The sequence below is a fragment of the Sinorhizobium americanum genome (assembly GCF_001651855.1).
GTDB lineage: Bacteria > Pseudomonadota > Alphaproteobacteria > Rhizobiales > Rhizobiaceae > Sinorhizobium > Sinorhizobium americanum.
This window is the reverse complement of the sequence record NZ_LNQC01000059.1, coordinates 1-14,408: the sequence shown is the minus strand read 5'-3', so window position 1 is coordinate 14,408 and position 14,408 is coordinate 1. Positions and strand designations below refer to the sequence as shown.

Annotated in this window: 13 protein-coding genes and 2 pseudogenes; 14 read left to right on the top strand and 1 reads right to left on the bottom strand. The window is 58.9% G+C overall.

Annotated features, from left to right (window positions below):
• Positions 1-9: 9 nt before the first annotated feature.
• The 14 genes and pseudogenes from ATC00_RS17395 to ATC00_RS17335 all read left to right on the top strand — a co-directional run bounded on the left by ATC00_RS17395 (position 10) and on the right by ATC00_RS17335 (position 13,372).
• Complete coding sequence (locus tag ATC00_RS17395; protein WP_064253751.1) at positions 10-1,002, top strand: LLM class flavin-dependent oxidoreductase; 993 nt, start codon at positions 10-12, stop codon at positions 1,000-1,002.
• A gap of 23 nt (positions 1,003-1,025) precedes the next feature.
• Positions 1,026-2,366, top strand: a complete 1,341-nt coding sequence (locus ATC00_RS17390) for an LLM class flavin-dependent oxidoreductase (RefSeq protein WP_064253750.1) — start codon at positions 1,026-1,028, stop codon at positions 2,364-2,366.
• A 60-nt stretch (positions 2,367-2,426) separates the two neighbouring features.
• Positions 2,427-3,614 (top strand): M20 aminoacylase family protein, encoded by a 1,188-nt coding sequence (locus tag ATC00_RS17385; RefSeq protein ID WP_064253749.1) that lies wholly within the window; start codon positions 2,427-2,429, stop codon positions 3,612-3,614.
• A gap of 18 nt (positions 3,615-3,632) precedes the next feature.
• Positions 3,633-4,184 (top strand): GNAT family N-acetyltransferase, encoded by a 552-nt coding sequence (locus ATC00_RS17380; protein WP_064253748.1) that lies wholly within the window; start codon positions 3,633-3,635, stop codon positions 4,182-4,184.
• A gap of 34 nt (positions 4,185-4,218) precedes the next feature.
• A complete protein-coding gene (locus tag ATC00_RS33975) occupies positions 4,219-5,997 on the top strand; it encodes an amino acid ABC transporter permease/ATP-binding protein (RefSeq protein WP_072642875.1) in 1,779 nt (592 codons plus the stop codon).
• Positions 5,998-6,088: 91 nt separating this feature from the next.
• Positions 6,089-7,036 (top strand): ABC transporter substrate-binding protein, encoded by a 948-nt coding sequence (locus tag ATC00_RS17370; RefSeq protein WP_064253747.1) that lies wholly within the window; start codon positions 6,089-6,091, stop codon positions 7,034-7,036.
• Positions 7,037-7,106: 70 nt separating this feature from the next.
• Complete coding sequence (locus tag ATC00_RS17365) at positions 7,107-8,042, top strand: ABC transporter substrate-binding protein (protein ID WP_064253746.1); 936 nt, start codon at positions 7,107-7,109, stop codon at positions 8,040-8,042.
• 30 nt (positions 8,043-8,072) lie between these two features.
• A pseudogene (locus ATC00_RS17360) lies at positions 8,073-9,063 on the top strand (LLM class flavin-dependent oxidoreductase); the annotation flags it as partial.
• A gap of 257 nt (positions 9,064-9,320) precedes the next feature.
• Positions 9,321-9,488: a hypothetical protein gene (locus tag ATC00_RS32620; protein WP_161951926.1), complete on the top strand. Its 168-nt coding sequence runs from the start codon at positions 9,321-9,323 to the stop codon at positions 9,486-9,488.
• A 354-nt stretch (positions 9,489-9,842) separates the two neighbouring features.
• A complete protein-coding gene (locus ATC00_RS17355; protein ID WP_064253745.1) occupies positions 9,843-10,442 on the top strand; it encodes a hypothetical protein in 600 nt (199 codons plus the stop codon).
• A gap of 309 nt (positions 10,443-10,751) precedes the next feature.
• The gene (locus tag ATC00_RS17350) at positions 10,752-10,985 is read left to right on the top strand and encodes a DUF3892 domain-containing protein (protein WP_064253744.1); all 234 of its coding nucleotides are present in this window, start codon (positions 10,752-10,754) and stop codon (positions 10,983-10,985) included.
• 549 nt (positions 10,986-11,534) lie between these two features.
• On the top strand, positions 11,535-11,744 hold the full coding sequence (locus tag ATC00_RS17345; protein WP_153045236.1) for a hypothetical protein: 210 nt from the start codon (positions 11,535-11,537) through the stop codon (positions 11,742-11,744).
• A gap of 240 nt (positions 11,745-11,984) precedes the next feature.
• The gene (locus tag ATC00_RS17340) at positions 11,985-12,713 is read left to right on the top strand and encodes a hypothetical protein (RefSeq protein WP_199275550.1); all 729 of its coding nucleotides are present in this window, start codon (positions 11,985-11,987) and stop codon (positions 12,711-12,713) included.
• Positions 12,710-13,372 carry a hypothetical protein gene (locus ATC00_RS17335; protein WP_064253741.1) on the top strand — a complete coding sequence of 221 codons (663 nt, stop codon included), beginning with the start codon at positions 12,710-12,712 and terminating at the stop codon, positions 13,370-13,372. The genes ATC00_RS17340 and ATC00_RS17335 overlap by 4 nt, the downstream gene beginning before the upstream one ends.
• A gap of 308 nt (positions 13,373-13,680) precedes the next feature.
• Here ATC00_RS17335 and ATC00_RS17330 read toward each other — a convergent pair.
• A pseudogene (locus tag ATC00_RS17330) lies at positions 13,681-14,326 on the bottom strand (ISNCY family transposase); the annotation flags it as partial.
• Positions 14,327-14,408: the final 82 nt, after the last annotated feature.

Below are 14,408 nucleotides of genomic sequence, written 5' to 3'. Positions count from 1 at the left end.
TGCGGCCACATGACCTACCTCCTCAGCCTTCTCGACAAAAGCCCGATCGAACAGGGTCACACCGCAGCGGATGCTTTGCAGGCCACGGTAAAGCTTGCCATCCGGGCCGAGGGACTCGGCTATCACCGGTTCTGGGTCGCCGAGCATCACAACATGTCCAATCTGGCGAGCTCCGCGCCGGAGGCGCTGATCGCACATCTTCTCGCCAGGACGTCGAAGATCCGTATTGGCTCCGGCGGCGTCATGCTGCAGCACTATAGGGCCTACAAGGTTGCCGAAACTTTCAATCTTCTGGCATCGCTTGCACCCGGCCGCGTCGATCTCGGCGTCGGCAAGGCGCCGGGCGGCTTTCCGCTCGCAACGCGCGCCCTGCAGCTTGGTGTCGATCCGGCGAGGAGGCCGGATTTTTCGGACCAGCTTTCCGATCTCAACACCTATCTTGCCGCAGACCCGAATTCCGACGGTCCGCAGGCGACGCCATTTCCGCCGACCGCTCCCGAGCGCTTCCTGCTCGGCGCCAGCGTTGGAAGCGCCGAACTCGCTGCGGCGAAAGGCTGGGAGCTCGTCTTTGCCGGCCATCTGAACGGCGATCCTGACAATCTGCGCAAGACCTTCGAGGCTTACGAGCGCGCATCCGGTGGCAAGCGCCCGATCCTGGCGCTCGCAGCCTTTGCCGCCGAAAGCGAAGAACATGCCCGCGCGCGCGTCGGCAATCTGCGTGTTGTCAAGGTGTTCCTGCCGAACGGCCAGACCGTCAATGTCGGCAGCGAGGAACAGGCCGTCGAATTTGCCCGCCAGGCTGGCGTCACCGATTATCGCATAGAGGAGAAGGTGCCGAGCGTGCTGCACGGCACGGCAAAACAGATCCGCAAGGAACTGGACGAATTTCACCGCCGATACGGCGTCAAGGAATTCGTCCTCGACACGCCGGCGCTCTCGGCTGCCGAGCGCCTCGCCTCCATCGAGCTGCTCGCGAAAGAGCGGCTTTCACTCGTCGCCTGATCGTTTCCAAGGAGGATTGATCCATGGCTCAAAAAAAGATCACGTTCGGCATCATGCTGCAGGGCGCCGGCGGCCACATGAATGCCTGGAAGCATCCGAGCGGACCGGCGGACGCCAGCGTCAATTTAGAGTTCTTGAAGACAACGGCACTAAAGGCGGAAGCGGCTGGCATCGCCTTCGCATTCGTGGCGGACGGGCTTTATATCAACGAGAAATCGATCCCGCATTTCCTCAACCGGTTCGAGCCGCTGACGATCCTTTCGGCACTGGCGACGGTGACGTCGAAGATCGGTCTCGCCGGCACGGTTTCGACTTCCTACAGCGACCCGTTCACGGTTGCCCGCCAGTTCGCCTCGCTCGACCTCCTGAGCGGCGGGCGGGCCGGCTGGAACGCAGTGACGACGCCGCTTGAAGGCACGGCGAAGAACTACAGCCGCCCGCATCCGGAACACGCGTTGCGTTATGAGATGGCGGATGAATATCTGGAGATCGTCAACGGCCTCTGGGACAGCTGGGATGACGATGCCTTCGTCCGCGACCGGGCAAGCGGCAAGTTCTTCGACGGTGACAAACTGCATCGGCTCGACCACAAGGGCCGCTTCTTCCAGGTGGAGGGGCCGCTCAACATCCAGCGTTCTCCCCAGGGCCAGCCGGTCATCTTCCAGGCGGGCTCGTCGGATGCGGGCGTCGGGCTTGCCGGCAAGCACGCGGACGCGGTCTTCACCCATGCCGTTTCGCTCGAAGACAACCAGACCTTCTCCCGGCGGGTGAAGCAGGCGGCCGTGGCGCAGGGGCGTTCGGCGGACGGCGTGAAGATCTTCCCTGGCATTGGCCCGATCGTCGGCGCTACCCAGGCCGAGGCCGAGGAGAAATATCAGATCATCCGCAACCTGATCTCGATCGATGAGGCGCTCGCCTATCTTGGCCGCTTCTTCGACCACCATGATTTCAGCGTCTACGACTTGGATGCGCCGTTTCCGGAACTCGGCGATATCGGCAAGAACAGTTTCCGCTCGACGACCGACCGTATCAAACAGCTTGCCAAGGAAAAGGGGCAAACGCTGCGAGAAGCGGCGCTCGAGGCCGCGACGCCGCGCGAGGGTTTCGTCGGCACGGCCGAAGCCATTGCCGACAAGATCATCGACTGGGTGGAGAAGGATGCGGCAGACGGTTTCATCCTCAGCTTCCCGGTGATTGCCGAGGGCCTCGACGATTTCATCCGGCTGGTCATTCCGATCCTACAGGAACGTGGGCTTTTCGATCCGCATCTCGAAGGCCAGACGCTGCGCGATCACCTCGGACTTCCGCGGCGGGAAAGCATCTATGCGGGCGGCGGGGATGCGGCGGAAAGGGCCCGGGCCTGAGGCATTGACGAGGTAACCCGCCGCGCCCCGCGCGCGGCTCAACCTTCGGGAACAAAGACCATGAATATCCATACTGACGGCGCGCGTCATCGCGACGACGCCGAACGGATAATCCTTGCCTCGATCGACGAGTTCGTCGCCATCCGGCGCGACCTGCATCAATATCCGGAACTCTCCTTCCAGGAAGGGCGGACTTCCAAGCTTGTGGCGAAATACCTCTCCTCCTACAGCTACGAGGTGGTAGAGGGCGTCGGCGGCTATGGGGTGGTCGCGACACTCAGGCGGGGGCCGGGCGGCAGGCGCATCGGTATCCGGGCGGATATCGATGCGCTGCCGATCGAAGAGGCGACCAATCTCGCCTATTCCAGCCGCAACCCCGGCGTCATGCACGCCTGCGGCCACGACGGGCATACGACGATCCTGCTCGCGGCTGCCCGTTATCTTGCCGAACACGGCAAGTTCTCCGGCACGCTGACGCTGATTTTCCAGCCGGCCGAGGAAGTTGGTGCCGGCGCCAGGAAGATGATCCAGGACCGACTGTTCGAACGCTTTCCCGTCGATGCGGTCTTCGGGCTGCACAACTGGCCGGGTGTCACGGCGGGGCAGTTCGGCTTCGTCGAAGGGCCGGCCATGGCCTCGGTCGACCAGGCGTTGATCCGCATCATCGGGAGGGGCGGTCATGGCGCCGCCCCGCACGAGACGGTGGATCCGGTCCTGGCATCTGCGTCCTTCATCACGGCGCTTCAAAGCATCGTCGCCCGCAATGTCGATCCGCTCGAAATGGCGGTGCTGACGGTCGGCTCGATCCATGGCGGCTCGGCCTCCAACGTCATTCCCGAAAGCGTCGAGCTGAAGCTGACGGCGCGTGCCTATTGCGAGGCGGTGCGCGACAAGCTTGAAGAGCGCGTGCCGGCGCTGGCGCGCGCCCAGGCGGAGAGTTTTGGCGCCCAGGCGGAAGTGAAATACCGGCGCGGTTTCCCGGCCGTGATCAATCATCCCGAGGAAACACGCTTTGCCCGCCGCGTTGCCGAAGAAATCTTCCCGGCAGAGCAAGTCGCGAATGATTTCAGGCCGCGCACGGCAAGCGAGGATTTCGCCTACATGCTGCAGGCGAGGCCGGGCTCCTATCTGTTCGTCGGCAATGGCGACAGCGCCGCCCTTCACAGCCCGCAATATGATTTCAAAGACGAAATCATCGCGCCTGCCGCCCGGTTCTGGGTGGGTCTCGCCGAGGCCTTCCTGTCCTGATCAGCCAAAGGAGCGAACATGAGCGATCGATTCCTCTATACAACGCCGCTTGATCCGCTGGCCAAGCCGCTGATCGACGAACTGATCCATGAATATGACAGCCGTTACGGCACCTATTTCAATGATGAAGGTGCGGCGGCCGAACTGAACCGCTATCCCCCGGAAGCCTTCGCGCCGCCGCAAGGCAATTTTGTCCTGTTGATCCGCGATGGCCAAACCATCGGCGGTGGCGCTTTCAAGCACTACGACGAATACACGGCCGAGTTCAAACGCATCTGGACGCGCTCGGATCTGCGCCGCCAGGGCCTTGCCCGCAAGGTGCTGGTGGAACTGGAGGCACAGGCGGCCCGGCAAGGCTATACCCGCATTTACCTGACGACCGGTTTCCGCCAGCCGGAAGCGGTCGGCCTCTACCTTACTAACGGCTACTCGGCGCTCTTCGACACGGCCGTCGATCCCGAGGTCTACAAGAGCCTGCCCTTCGAGAAAGACATCACCCACCTCGTTCCGTCAGGTTTCGAACCCGCAGCGGCCAAACCGCGCCTGCGCGCGGCAGGCGCAAGTCTCTAAACCGGCAAGGGCCGGCAAGCAAAGGGCAGCAAGAATGGCACTGACGACGGATTTCGCGGGCATCAGGCCCGACAGCAGGACGGCAGACCCGAAGCAGGATCATTCCCGGTATCGCATCGTCCCAGCGCGCCATCCGGAGCGGCTGGCAGGCACGATATTCGCCGCCGTCGTCATCATCGCCGTGCTCTATTCCACCTTCACGAATCCGCGTTGGGGTTGGGGCGTGTTTGCGGAATGGTTTTTCGCCGAGCCGGTGCTCGTCGGCCTCGGCAGGACGCTGCTCCTGACCACGCTTGCCGCCATATCGGGTTCGATCCTCGGAACCGCGCTGGCGCTTGCCCGCGTTTCCAAATCGCCACTGCTTTCCGGTCTCTCGTGGGGTTACATTTGGCTGCTGCGCTCGATCCCGGTCATTGTGCTGCTGCTGATCCTGAACAATCTCGGCTATCTCTACGAGACGATCAAAATCGGCATTCCCTTCACCGATACGGTCTTGCTCGATTATCCCACAGTGCAGCTGCTGACGCCCTTTGCCGCCGCCTTCCTCGGGCTCACGCTCAACCAGTCGGCCTTCTTCGCCGAGATCGTCCGCGGCGGCATTCTCTCGGTCGATCACGGTCAACTGGAGGCGGCCGCCGCTCTCGGCCTGCCGCGCCGCCGCCAGGCCTTCCGCATCGTGCTGCCCCAGGCGATGCGCTCCATCCTGCCGATCGGCTTCAACGAACTCATCGGTTTGGCGAAAAGCACGTCAGTCGTCTACGTGTTGGCGCTGCCGGAGCTGTTCTACACGGTCCAGGTGATCTACCGCCGCAATCTCGAAGTCATTCCGCTGCTGATGGTCGCGACCGTCTGGTACCTGATCATCATGACCGGGTTGTCGGTCGCCCAGCACTATATCGAGCGTTATTTCTCCAAGGGGGCCGTGCGCAACCCGGCACCGCTGCCTTTTCAGGCATTCTTCGACCGTTTCCGCCGCCCGCTGCCTATCCTCAATCGCGCGACCGACAGAGTCCGCAATACTGGCTTCCATGATGCGGCGGCCCTGCGGGCAGCGGGCGGAATTGTGCGGATTCACGGTATCTCAAAAAGCTTCGGTTCGCTGAGGGTGCTCGACGATGTTGAGCTCAATCTGCCGGCCGGCAGCGTGACCGCCGTGCTCGGCCCCTCTGGTTCAGGGAAGTCGACGCTGCTTCGCGCCATCAATCATTTAGAGCGCGTCGACGAGGGTTTCATCTCGGTCGACGGTGATTTCGTCGGCTACAGAAGAAAGGGCGACACGCTCTACGAGCTGAAGGAGAAGGACATCCTCAAACGCCGGGCCGACATCGGCATGGTCTTTCAGAGCTTCAATCTTTTTCCGCATCTGACCGTGCTCGAAAACCTGATCGAAGCGCCGATCCAGGTCCGCGGCGTCGGCCGGCAGGAAGCCGTGCAGCTGGCGCAGGACCTGCTTGCTCGCATCGGCCTCAGCGACAAGATCAACGCCTATCCGCGCCAGCTCTCCGGCGGTCAGCAGCAGCGTGTGGCGATCGCCCGGGCGCTGGCGCTTCGCCCGAAGGTGCTGCTCTTCGACGAGCCGACCTCCGCGCTCGATCCGGAGCTTGTTGGCGAAGTGCTCGACGTCATCAAGGAACTGGCCCGCACCGGCACGACCCTTGTCATCGTCACGCATGAAATCGGTTTTGCCCGGGAGGTTGCAGACACCGTCGTCTTCATGGAAAGCGGCCGCATTCTGGAGGCCGGACCGCCGGCCCGCGTCTTCACGCAAGCGGAGCATCCCCGAACACGCGAATTCCTCGCCAAGGTTCTCTAGCGCCGGCCAGCGCTGGTGAAATGCCGGGCCGCGACTGGCTGCTCCGGTTGACTAGCAACCACGACAATTCAAAACGAAATGGAGAAGGGGCATGACATTTGCAAATAGGGCAAGGCTTCTCATAGCGGGAGCTGTAACCATTGGCGCGATCGGGTTTGGTTCCGCTCAGGCGCAGCAGCAGAAATTCGATCTCAGCCCGGAGCAGCCGAACCGGGTGCGGGTCGAAAAGAACGAGAAGCGCATCGCCGAAATCAAGCACTTCAAGTTTGTCGAGAACGGCGTCTTCACCATCGGCATCAGCACGAGCGGAAATCTGCCGCTGCATGATTATGCCTCCGATTCCAAGACCGTCATCGGCTACGACGTCGATCTGGCGCAGGCGATTGCCGACAGCCTGGGTCTGAAGCTCAATCTCGTTTCCGTCGCCTGGGCCGATTGGCCGCTCGGACTGACCTCCGGGAAGTTCGATGCAGTGATTTCGAATGTGACGGTAACGGAGGAGCGCAAGGAGAAATTCGACTTCTCGACCTACCGCAAGGACGAGCTCGGCTTCTACGTCAAGGCCGACAGTGCGATCACCTCGGTCAAGGAACCGAAGGATATTGCCGGACTGAGGGTCATCACCGATGCCGGCACCAACCAGGAGAAGATCCTGCTGGAATGGGACCGCCATAACGTCGCGGCTGGGCTGAAGCCGATCGAGGTGCAATATTACGACGACGACGCGGTCAAGGACCTGGCTGTCCAATCCGGCAGAGCTGATGCCGTCTTCAGCGTCAATGCGACGCAGGCCTACGCCTCGGGACTGAACGGCAAGACCAAGCTTGTCGGCACTGTGAGTGGCGGCTGGCCGATTACGGCCGAGATCGCGGTGACCACGCGCAAGGACAGCGGTCTGGCGGCTCCTTTGACTGCCGTCATCAATGACCTGATCGCCAGTGGCGCTTACGAGAAGATCCTCAATATCTGGAATCTCGGCCCTGAGGCGATCGACAAGGCTCAGACCAATCCGCCCGGCCTGCCAAAGAGCGGCTCCTGATGGCTCCTTACCGGGCCGGCCGGGATTCTTGCCGGCCCCATCCTGCCTGACAACTTGGAGATAGAAGACGATGATTGCCCTTCAGGCATCCCGGACCTTGTTGATTGCTGCCACGGCGCTTGGCCTTTCCCTCAGCGCTGGCCATGCGGCCGATGATTTCGACCTCAGTCCACAACAGCCGGGCCGGCTTCATGCCGCGAGAAACGATGCGGCGATCGCGGCGATCCCGAAGGATTTCAAGTTCGTCACACCGGGGAAGCTCTCCATCGCCGTCAGTCCCGGCGGTCCGCCGCTTGCGACTTATGCCACGGATGCCAAGACCGTGATCGGAGCAGATCCCGACTATGCCTACGCCATCGCCGACAGCCTCGGCCTAACGCTCGAAATCCTGCCTGTCGCCTGGATCGACTGGCCGCTCGGCCTCACCTCGGGCAAGTATGAGGCCGTCATCTTCAATGTCGGGGTTACTGAGCAGCGCAAGGAGAAGTTCGATTTCTCCACCTACCGTCAGGGCCTGCATGGCTTTTTCGTGAAATCCGACAGCCCCATCGCCTCGATCAAGGAACCGAAAGATGCCGCCGGCCTCAGGATCATCGTCGGCGCCGGCACCAACCAGGAGCGCATCCTCTTAAGGTGGAGCGACGAAGACTTCGCCGCCGACCTGAAGCCGATCGAACTGCAATATTACGACGACGAGGCAGCAAGCCTGATCGCGCTCCATTCGGGCCGGGCCGACGTCATTGTTCAGCCGCACGCGCAACTCGTCTTCATCGCCGCGCGCGACAAGAACATCAAGCGCGTCGGCACGCTGAGCGCCGGCTGGCCCGATCGTTCGGACGTCGCCATCGCCACCCGCAAGGGGAGTGGGCTCGCCGATGCGCTGACCATCGCCACCAACGGTCTGATCAGGGACGGCACCTACGCGAAAATCCTCGACCACTGGCATCTGACCGAGGAAGCCTTGCCGGCATCGGAGACCAACCCGCCCGGCCTACCGAAATACTGAGGATCGGACGGCACGGACGGGAAGAATGACATGAGCGACCGCATCGTATCGATCAGCCATATCGGCTTCCTCACCCCCGGCAATTATCCTGATGACGATCCCCTGCAGGGACTTGAGCAGACGCTCCAGCAACTGCAATATGGAGAGGAGCTGGGCTTCGATAGTGCCTGGGTCCGCCAGCGGCATCTAGAGCCGGGGATCTCTTCCGCAAGCGCCTTCCTGGCGGCGGCCACACAGAGAACCAGCCGGATCGAGCTCGGAACGGCGGTCATTCCAATCGCCTATGAAAGCCCTTATCGGCTGGCCGAAGATCTCGCCACCGTCGATGTTCTCTCGCGCGGGCGGCTGAATATCGGCGTCAGCGCCGGAAAGCCCCTGCACGCCGAGCTGATTGGCCCGCTCGCCTTCGACGGCGACTGGAGAAGTTATGCTTTCTCGCATGATCGGGTGTTGCGCTTGGCCGACAAGCTGCGCGGTACCTATCTCGGCGACGAACAGACCCTGATCAAGACGCCCTCCGGTCCGCAGCGACCGCGCCTGCAGCCTTACGCCAAGGGCCTGGTCGACCGGATCTGGTACGGCGGCGGGTCGCAGCGCTCGGCCGATTGGGCTGGCCGCAACGGCTTCAACCTGTTGACCGGCAACGTGATAACTGGGGAGGGGACCGACGATTTCTTCGTCGCTCAATACAGGTTGATCAAAACCTATCGCGCCGCCGAGCCTCGGCGCCGTGTCGCACTCGGCCGGGTGATCGTGCCTTTCGACAGCGCCGAGGGGGCAACACGCTGCCGATATCAAGCCTATGCTGACGGCCGTCATCAGCGGACGCTTTCGCCGCAGGGCGAGCGGCGCACCTTGTTCGCCCGCTGTCGTCGGCACGTCGGAGCAAATCCTGGAGCAGCTTTTTGCCGATCCGGTCCTGCCCCAGGTCAGCGAATTGAGGCTGGAGCTGCCTTATGAATTCGAGCACGAGCAATACCGCCAGCTTCTCCACGACTTCGTGACGCGCATTGGACCAGAGACCACCACGTACATAGCGGAACTAAATACAATCTCTAAGTTGATTTGCGAACAACTCGACAGTTTCGAAAAGGCGTTTCGTCGCCTTCCACCGGAGGGCTATAGCGCAAAGATCAATGAGTGATAATGGCGACCTGTTAACCGCAGATCCGGTCTGGACTGAAGCGCGACTCACTCTAAGATGATTTTGTTTGCGGATTGTTCGGCTGCCGAGTCGAGAGCGCCAGGTTTTAACCTTCCTGTCAGCGGAGAATGACGATGATTAAGAGATTTCCGTTCGATCCTCTGAAGGGACTGATGATCCCTCGTGGTGGACTTTCAAAGCCGCAGGGCGGCTATCTCTCTACTCCGCTTATCAGACCGACCACAACTTCGCAGCAGCGCGAAGAGAGAGAACAAGAGAAGGAGAAGGATAAAAGAGACTAATTGTTGAATAATGTATTCGAGTTGAATTACGATAGGAGAATACTATGAAAGGCGGTAAGCATGTATTTATAACCGAAGGCTATAAACCAACTCCGGTCATCGTCGCCCCGGTGGGTAGTCCTGCGGCTTCTTCGACGCCACCTTCGCAATCTTCAACGCCTTCAAAAAATAGGAGAATTCTTTGTCGAATAATGACTCCAGGACACCAGCCGACATCGCTGTGTCTCATGGGCGCGCCACAAGCCCTCCGAACTTGGAAACAAACAGCTACATGAAAACGCCTGTGATAAGACCGGCGGCTACGAGCACCGAACAGACGACGGCACAGACCGGGCCCGCCTCCTCCGAGAAGAAATGATACCAGAATTGATTGAGTATCTGTGGGGCAGCGCTTCAGAGATATCGACAACCGTATCCTGCTTGCTGCGTGAATACGAGAAGCAGACCCAATGGCGTATGTTTCCCGATAGTGTGAATGCGTTAGACGTCATCACCGCGCTAGGCGCATTTGGGTCTTTTTTAGCGGTCATCGGCGCAGCCGTCGCCATATTTCAATCTGCTAAGGCACGAAACCTTGCAACGGTTATTGAGTTGACGCGCCAGCTGTCATCAGAGCGCGAAAAAGCTCATGTGGCGGGCATCTACGGGTGGAAAAGCGAAGAATTCCACGCCTACCAAATGGTGCATCTAGTCGAGCAAGCTTCCATGATTGTGAATCAGGGGTGGGTGTCGGGGAAGTCAAAGGAATTTCTTCTCGACTGGCTTCGAGGTGAGATACCGTCAATGGCGGAACAACCAGCCTACCAGGCAACTTTCAACGATGCGACCGGGCAAGAGCTTTGCGAATTGTTCAAGCTACGCGACAAGTTTGTAGCTGAACGTCGGCGCGCTGAGCTGTTTGAGAGAATCTATGAGCAAAGACGATCCCGTAAAGGCATTGCGGACACAAAATAGTGGGCGCTACGACGTTGCAAGTTTCCTCGCAAACTTTCGCGACACTGACATCGTCCCCACCAGGGCCACCGTCTATCAGCCGACGGTCGACATAGAATAGAATTGCCCCGGTAATCCAATACCGCTTTCGCATGTCTCAGCCTCCGACACGGACTTTGACGTAGAAGGCAATTTCCGACAAGCTTAGGATGCAGAAGGAAGGCATTCCGGTTCACATCGAATGAGATAAGTTGCTTTAACATTTGCTCCGGAGAGGAAACCGGCGACTGGACTGAAACTGAAGCATCAGGAAAGATCAGGAGATGGAATATGGCACCAAGGAAGGTAATCGACGCCCGCGCGGATGGTGAAGGCGACATCACGCACGTAAAGCTCAAAGGAAACAAGAATTTCACTCCGTTGAAGAAGGCGATGGAAATGGCGGATCGCGGCGAGATTTCTAATGCACATTCCGTTCGCCGCAGCAACGCTAAGCCGCATTTGCGAACCAATCCGGACGGAAAGAAATCTAATAACTTAGACGACATGGCTGGCGATGATTAACGGCGGAATTCGCCCAAGTCTAGCGCGGATGACGGGCGTTCATCCTTCGATCAGTTGACTGATTGCAGGCCTGAATTACATCATGGCGTTCTGTTTTATGGTTGGCGGTTGGGATAACCATACAGGCCCTAGTAATGCAGCAAAACTTTTGTCGCCAGCCAGAGCGGTGGCTTTCTCACGTTCGATCTTTTTTGGCGCATAGTTTTTGTGTATTTTAATTTGACCTAATTGATACACGATAGATGTCTGGTGACGATCTTTCTATGAGATATCTTCAATGGGACATCATTGCAGTCGGTTGTTGACAAAGGCTTCAGCAGAGCCACAACCCATTGTCTTTCATGCGTTTTAGTTGAATGACTTCTAACGAAATCATCCCGGAGTTCCCTCGTGACTAATGAGACCGTCGGTCAACGTGCGTTTCTAACGCGGTTCGCTTCCCCTAGAACTGCAGGCGAGCCCATCCCTGGGCAATACTCTGATGACTTTGGAATGTGGGTGGTTACAAGCCCCCTGGGAATTGTTCCTCTCATCGGGACCAAGTCTGCTTTGATCGAAATCACGACGAAGACCAAGGTCGAGCAAGAGAGCGACGACACGCCTGCGCCGTTCCTTGAAATACAGACGAAGACCTCAACTCACGTCGAGGGAGACGACCAGGTTCAGCACACTGCAGGCCACTTGCTTGAAATCACGACAAAGACTGATGTGCAGATGGAAAGCGACGACACATCACCGCGCGTTCATGGCTTTCTCTAGCGAGCCTATCTCTCCATGATATTGATTGTCAGCAATGAAAGGGACTTGACAACCGACTTTGTTGTGAGGGAGCTGCAAAGAAGGAAGCGGGACCATTTCCGACTTAACACGAATGCAATCGATGACATATCGTTTGCCCTCGAGCCAGCTTCCAAGTCATTGGCAGTGTCCGTTGGAGAGCGTACTGTCCAGCTTGATCGGGCAAAAGCAGCATATTTTCGTAGGCCAGAACTCCCCGACTTGAACAACCTGGATCGTGACGCCGGACAGAGGGCGTATGCGGCGGCGGAATGGTCAGCACTGCTGAAATCACTCTATTTGTTGATTGGAAGCAGATGGCTCAGCCATCCACGTGACATTCTCATTGCTGAAGATAAGCCATCGCAAATGTATCTGGCCAAAATGCTCGGCTTCAATGTCCCGGATACGGTCATCACGAACGATCTGGATGCTGCTCGCAGGTTGTTTGCGCAAGGACCGATTGTTGGAAAACCTCATCGGCAAGCTCTCGTCGAGATCGAAGGGGTTGAGCATGTCATGTTCACCAGCCGGATCGAGACGCTCGCGGAGGAGGACCGTGAATCTCTTCAGTGCGCTCCGGTGATTTTTCAGAGGCTCATACCCAAACAGCTCGACATCAGGGTAACCGTCGTCGGCGACCGAGTGTTTCCCGTGGCAATCCACTCGCAAGAGTATGACGAATCGTCTTTGGATTGGCGACGCGGCACAAACCCGAACATCAGGCACGAGGTAATAACTCTTCCCGTCGACATTCAGTCGGCCTGTATAGAACTCGTCCGGCAGCAGAAGCTGCGCTTCGGTGCCATAGACCTCGTGTTGGGCGAGGATGGCAAGTTTTGGTTTCTTGAATGCAATCCGAACGGTCAGTGGGCCTGGATCGAAAATCGCACCGGGCTCCCCGTATCGGCAGCAATCGTAGACGTGCTGGAAAGGATTGCAGCAGAATGATCCGCATCTTTGAGTTTTTTTGGCCACGGCTTTCGTGCCCGACCACGTTGCAGCTTGAAGATCAAGCCAAGTTGCGAGACCAGGAAATGCAGCTGATCAAAGGCGCGAAATGGGATAAGAATCCGGAGATAGCGCTCGAAAGCGCGCGGGCGCTTAACGAACAAGAAACCGAAAGGAAGAGGTCATCTGAAAGCAAAGCCTCCATTTACCTGGCGGTGATTGCAGCAATCTTCCCAGTCCTGGTTTCGTTGCCAAAAGACCTCTACGGCGAGGAACTTCCCGACATGAGCCCTGGCTGGCAGACTGTGCTTTTAGGGCTGTTCGTTTTGGGCGTCATATACCTCGTGAGAAGTGGAATATGGGCCTTCCGCACCTTGGCTGTCTCGACCCATAACCGCATCGATGCGACAGACATTGTTCACCTCTGGGGCGAGCCCGACGCCAACAGCGCCCTGATACGCGATTTGTTGGTTACGACGCGGATGAACCGCGACGAAGTGAATGCAAAAGTCGCCTATATCAAAATGGCCCATGCTTTCTTGCTGAGAACGTTCATCGCATTCGCGATCCTTCTCCTGGTCGCAGTTTTGAGGCAGCCTTTCATCACTCTCCTAGATGCGGCTGTGCCAATGGTGCGCGCTGGTGTGTGTGGATCATAGACATTCCATGTTGTTCCAGATTGACTGCCAAATTCGACCTCTAATATTTCGCGTACCCTGGCAGGTCGGAAATCTTTTGTTGGCTTCAGCGGGTGCATTTGTGCAGTCGTCAAACAGATTGCAATTTGCTGCAATTGCATGGTTTTCCTGCAGGAGAAGCGGAACTAGGACTGCATATGCTTAGATTTTTTCAGTACACAAACGCAAGCCGCCGACCGGCTGGAGCTGGTCAGGGTTGCGCGGGCCGGTCGGCGGCGGATTGCTCCAGCTGCAAGATAAACTTTAGCTTTGACAGCTCGCTCGCCCGATCACTCCGCCGCTTTCAGCTGCGCAAGGGCTTGCTGTCGCCGGGCGATCACCACAAGATCGTTGGTGAAATCCGTCCTTGGACCCGGCTTGCGGCCACGCTTCTGATAGCCATTGCTTTGGCTGCCGTCGGGAATCCCGAACATATGGTTCGTCTGGCCGGTGCGGCGCGGTCCTCCCTTGCTGCGCTGTTGCTCTCGCCGGCCTGCATCTCGGTGACCACGGCCAGCATGTCATCGAGACGCTTGTTCTCAACCACCTCGGACCGGTGCACGGAGCGCAGGGTGTCGAAGGTTCTGTAGGGCAGGGAGGTCCCATCCTGGGTGACCTCGAGGCGGCCATCGGGATAGTCGCAGACGATGACCTTCTGGCCGGCGAGCGTTCTGGCAAGATCGCTCGGTTCGAGGAGGAACATCACCTTGTCATAGCGCAGTGCCAGGCCCTGCGACAGCTTGCGGAGCTCCTTGCGGCACAAGGCGACAAACGGCCGATGCATGTCCTTCGGATTGCGCGGCACCTTGCCGAAGCGACGATTGAAGTCGGCGATGAATTCCGGTGCATAGGCATTGGCGGCCTCGATCGTGTCGATGCCGCGCAGCCGCAGTTCCTTCACTAGGCGGTCCTGCGCGTCCGGTTCATCCGCTCGACCGTAAGCGGCAAGCTGAGGCCATTCAGCCGACGTAGTTCCACGGCATGAGTGCGTCGATTTCGCTGCTCGGCCAGCCATTGG

Excerpts from the sequence above, each read along its gene's own strand:
- ATC00_RS17395 (WP_064253751.1), top strand. The coding sequence starts at position 10 with ATGACCTACCTCCTCAGCCTTCTCGACAAAAGCCCGATCGAACAGGGT.
- ATC00_RS17390 (WP_064253750.1), top strand. The coding sequence starts at position 1,026 with ATGGCTCAAAAAAAGATCACGTTCGGCATCATGCTGCAGGGCGCCGGC.
- ATC00_RS17385 (WP_064253749.1), top strand. The coding sequence starts at position 2,427 with ATGAATATCCATACTGACGGCGCGCGTCATCGCGACGACGCCGAACGG.
- ATC00_RS17380 (WP_064253748.1), top strand. The coding sequence starts at position 3,633 with ATGAGCGATCGATTCCTCTATACAACGCCGCTTGATCCGCTGGCCAAG.
- ATC00_RS33975 (WP_072642875.1), top strand. The coding sequence starts at position 4,219 with ATGGCACTGACGACGGATTTCGCGGGCATCAGGCCCGACAGCAGGACG.
- ATC00_RS17370 (WP_064253747.1), top strand. The coding sequence starts at position 6,089 with ATGACATTTGCAAATAGGGCAAGGCTTCTCATAGCGGGAGCTGTAACC.
- ATC00_RS17365 (WP_064253746.1), top strand. The coding sequence starts at position 7,107 with ATGATTGCCCTTCAGGCATCCCGGACCTTGTTGATTGCTGCCACGGCG.
- ATC00_RS32620 (WP_161951926.1), top strand. The coding sequence starts at position 9,321 with ATGATTAAGAGATTTCCGTTCGATCCTCTGAAGGGACTGATGATCCCT.
- ATC00_RS17355 (WP_064253745.1), top strand. The coding sequence starts at position 9,843 with ATGATACCAGAATTGATTGAGTATCTGTGGGGCAGCGCTTCAGAGATA.
- ATC00_RS17350 (WP_064253744.1), top strand. The coding sequence starts at position 10,752 with ATGGCACCAAGGAAGGTAATCGACGCCCGCGCGGATGGTGAAGGCGAC.
- ATC00_RS17335 (WP_064253741.1), top strand. The coding sequence starts at position 12,710 with ATGATCCGCATCTTTGAGTTTTTTTGGCCACGGCTTTCGTGCCCGACC.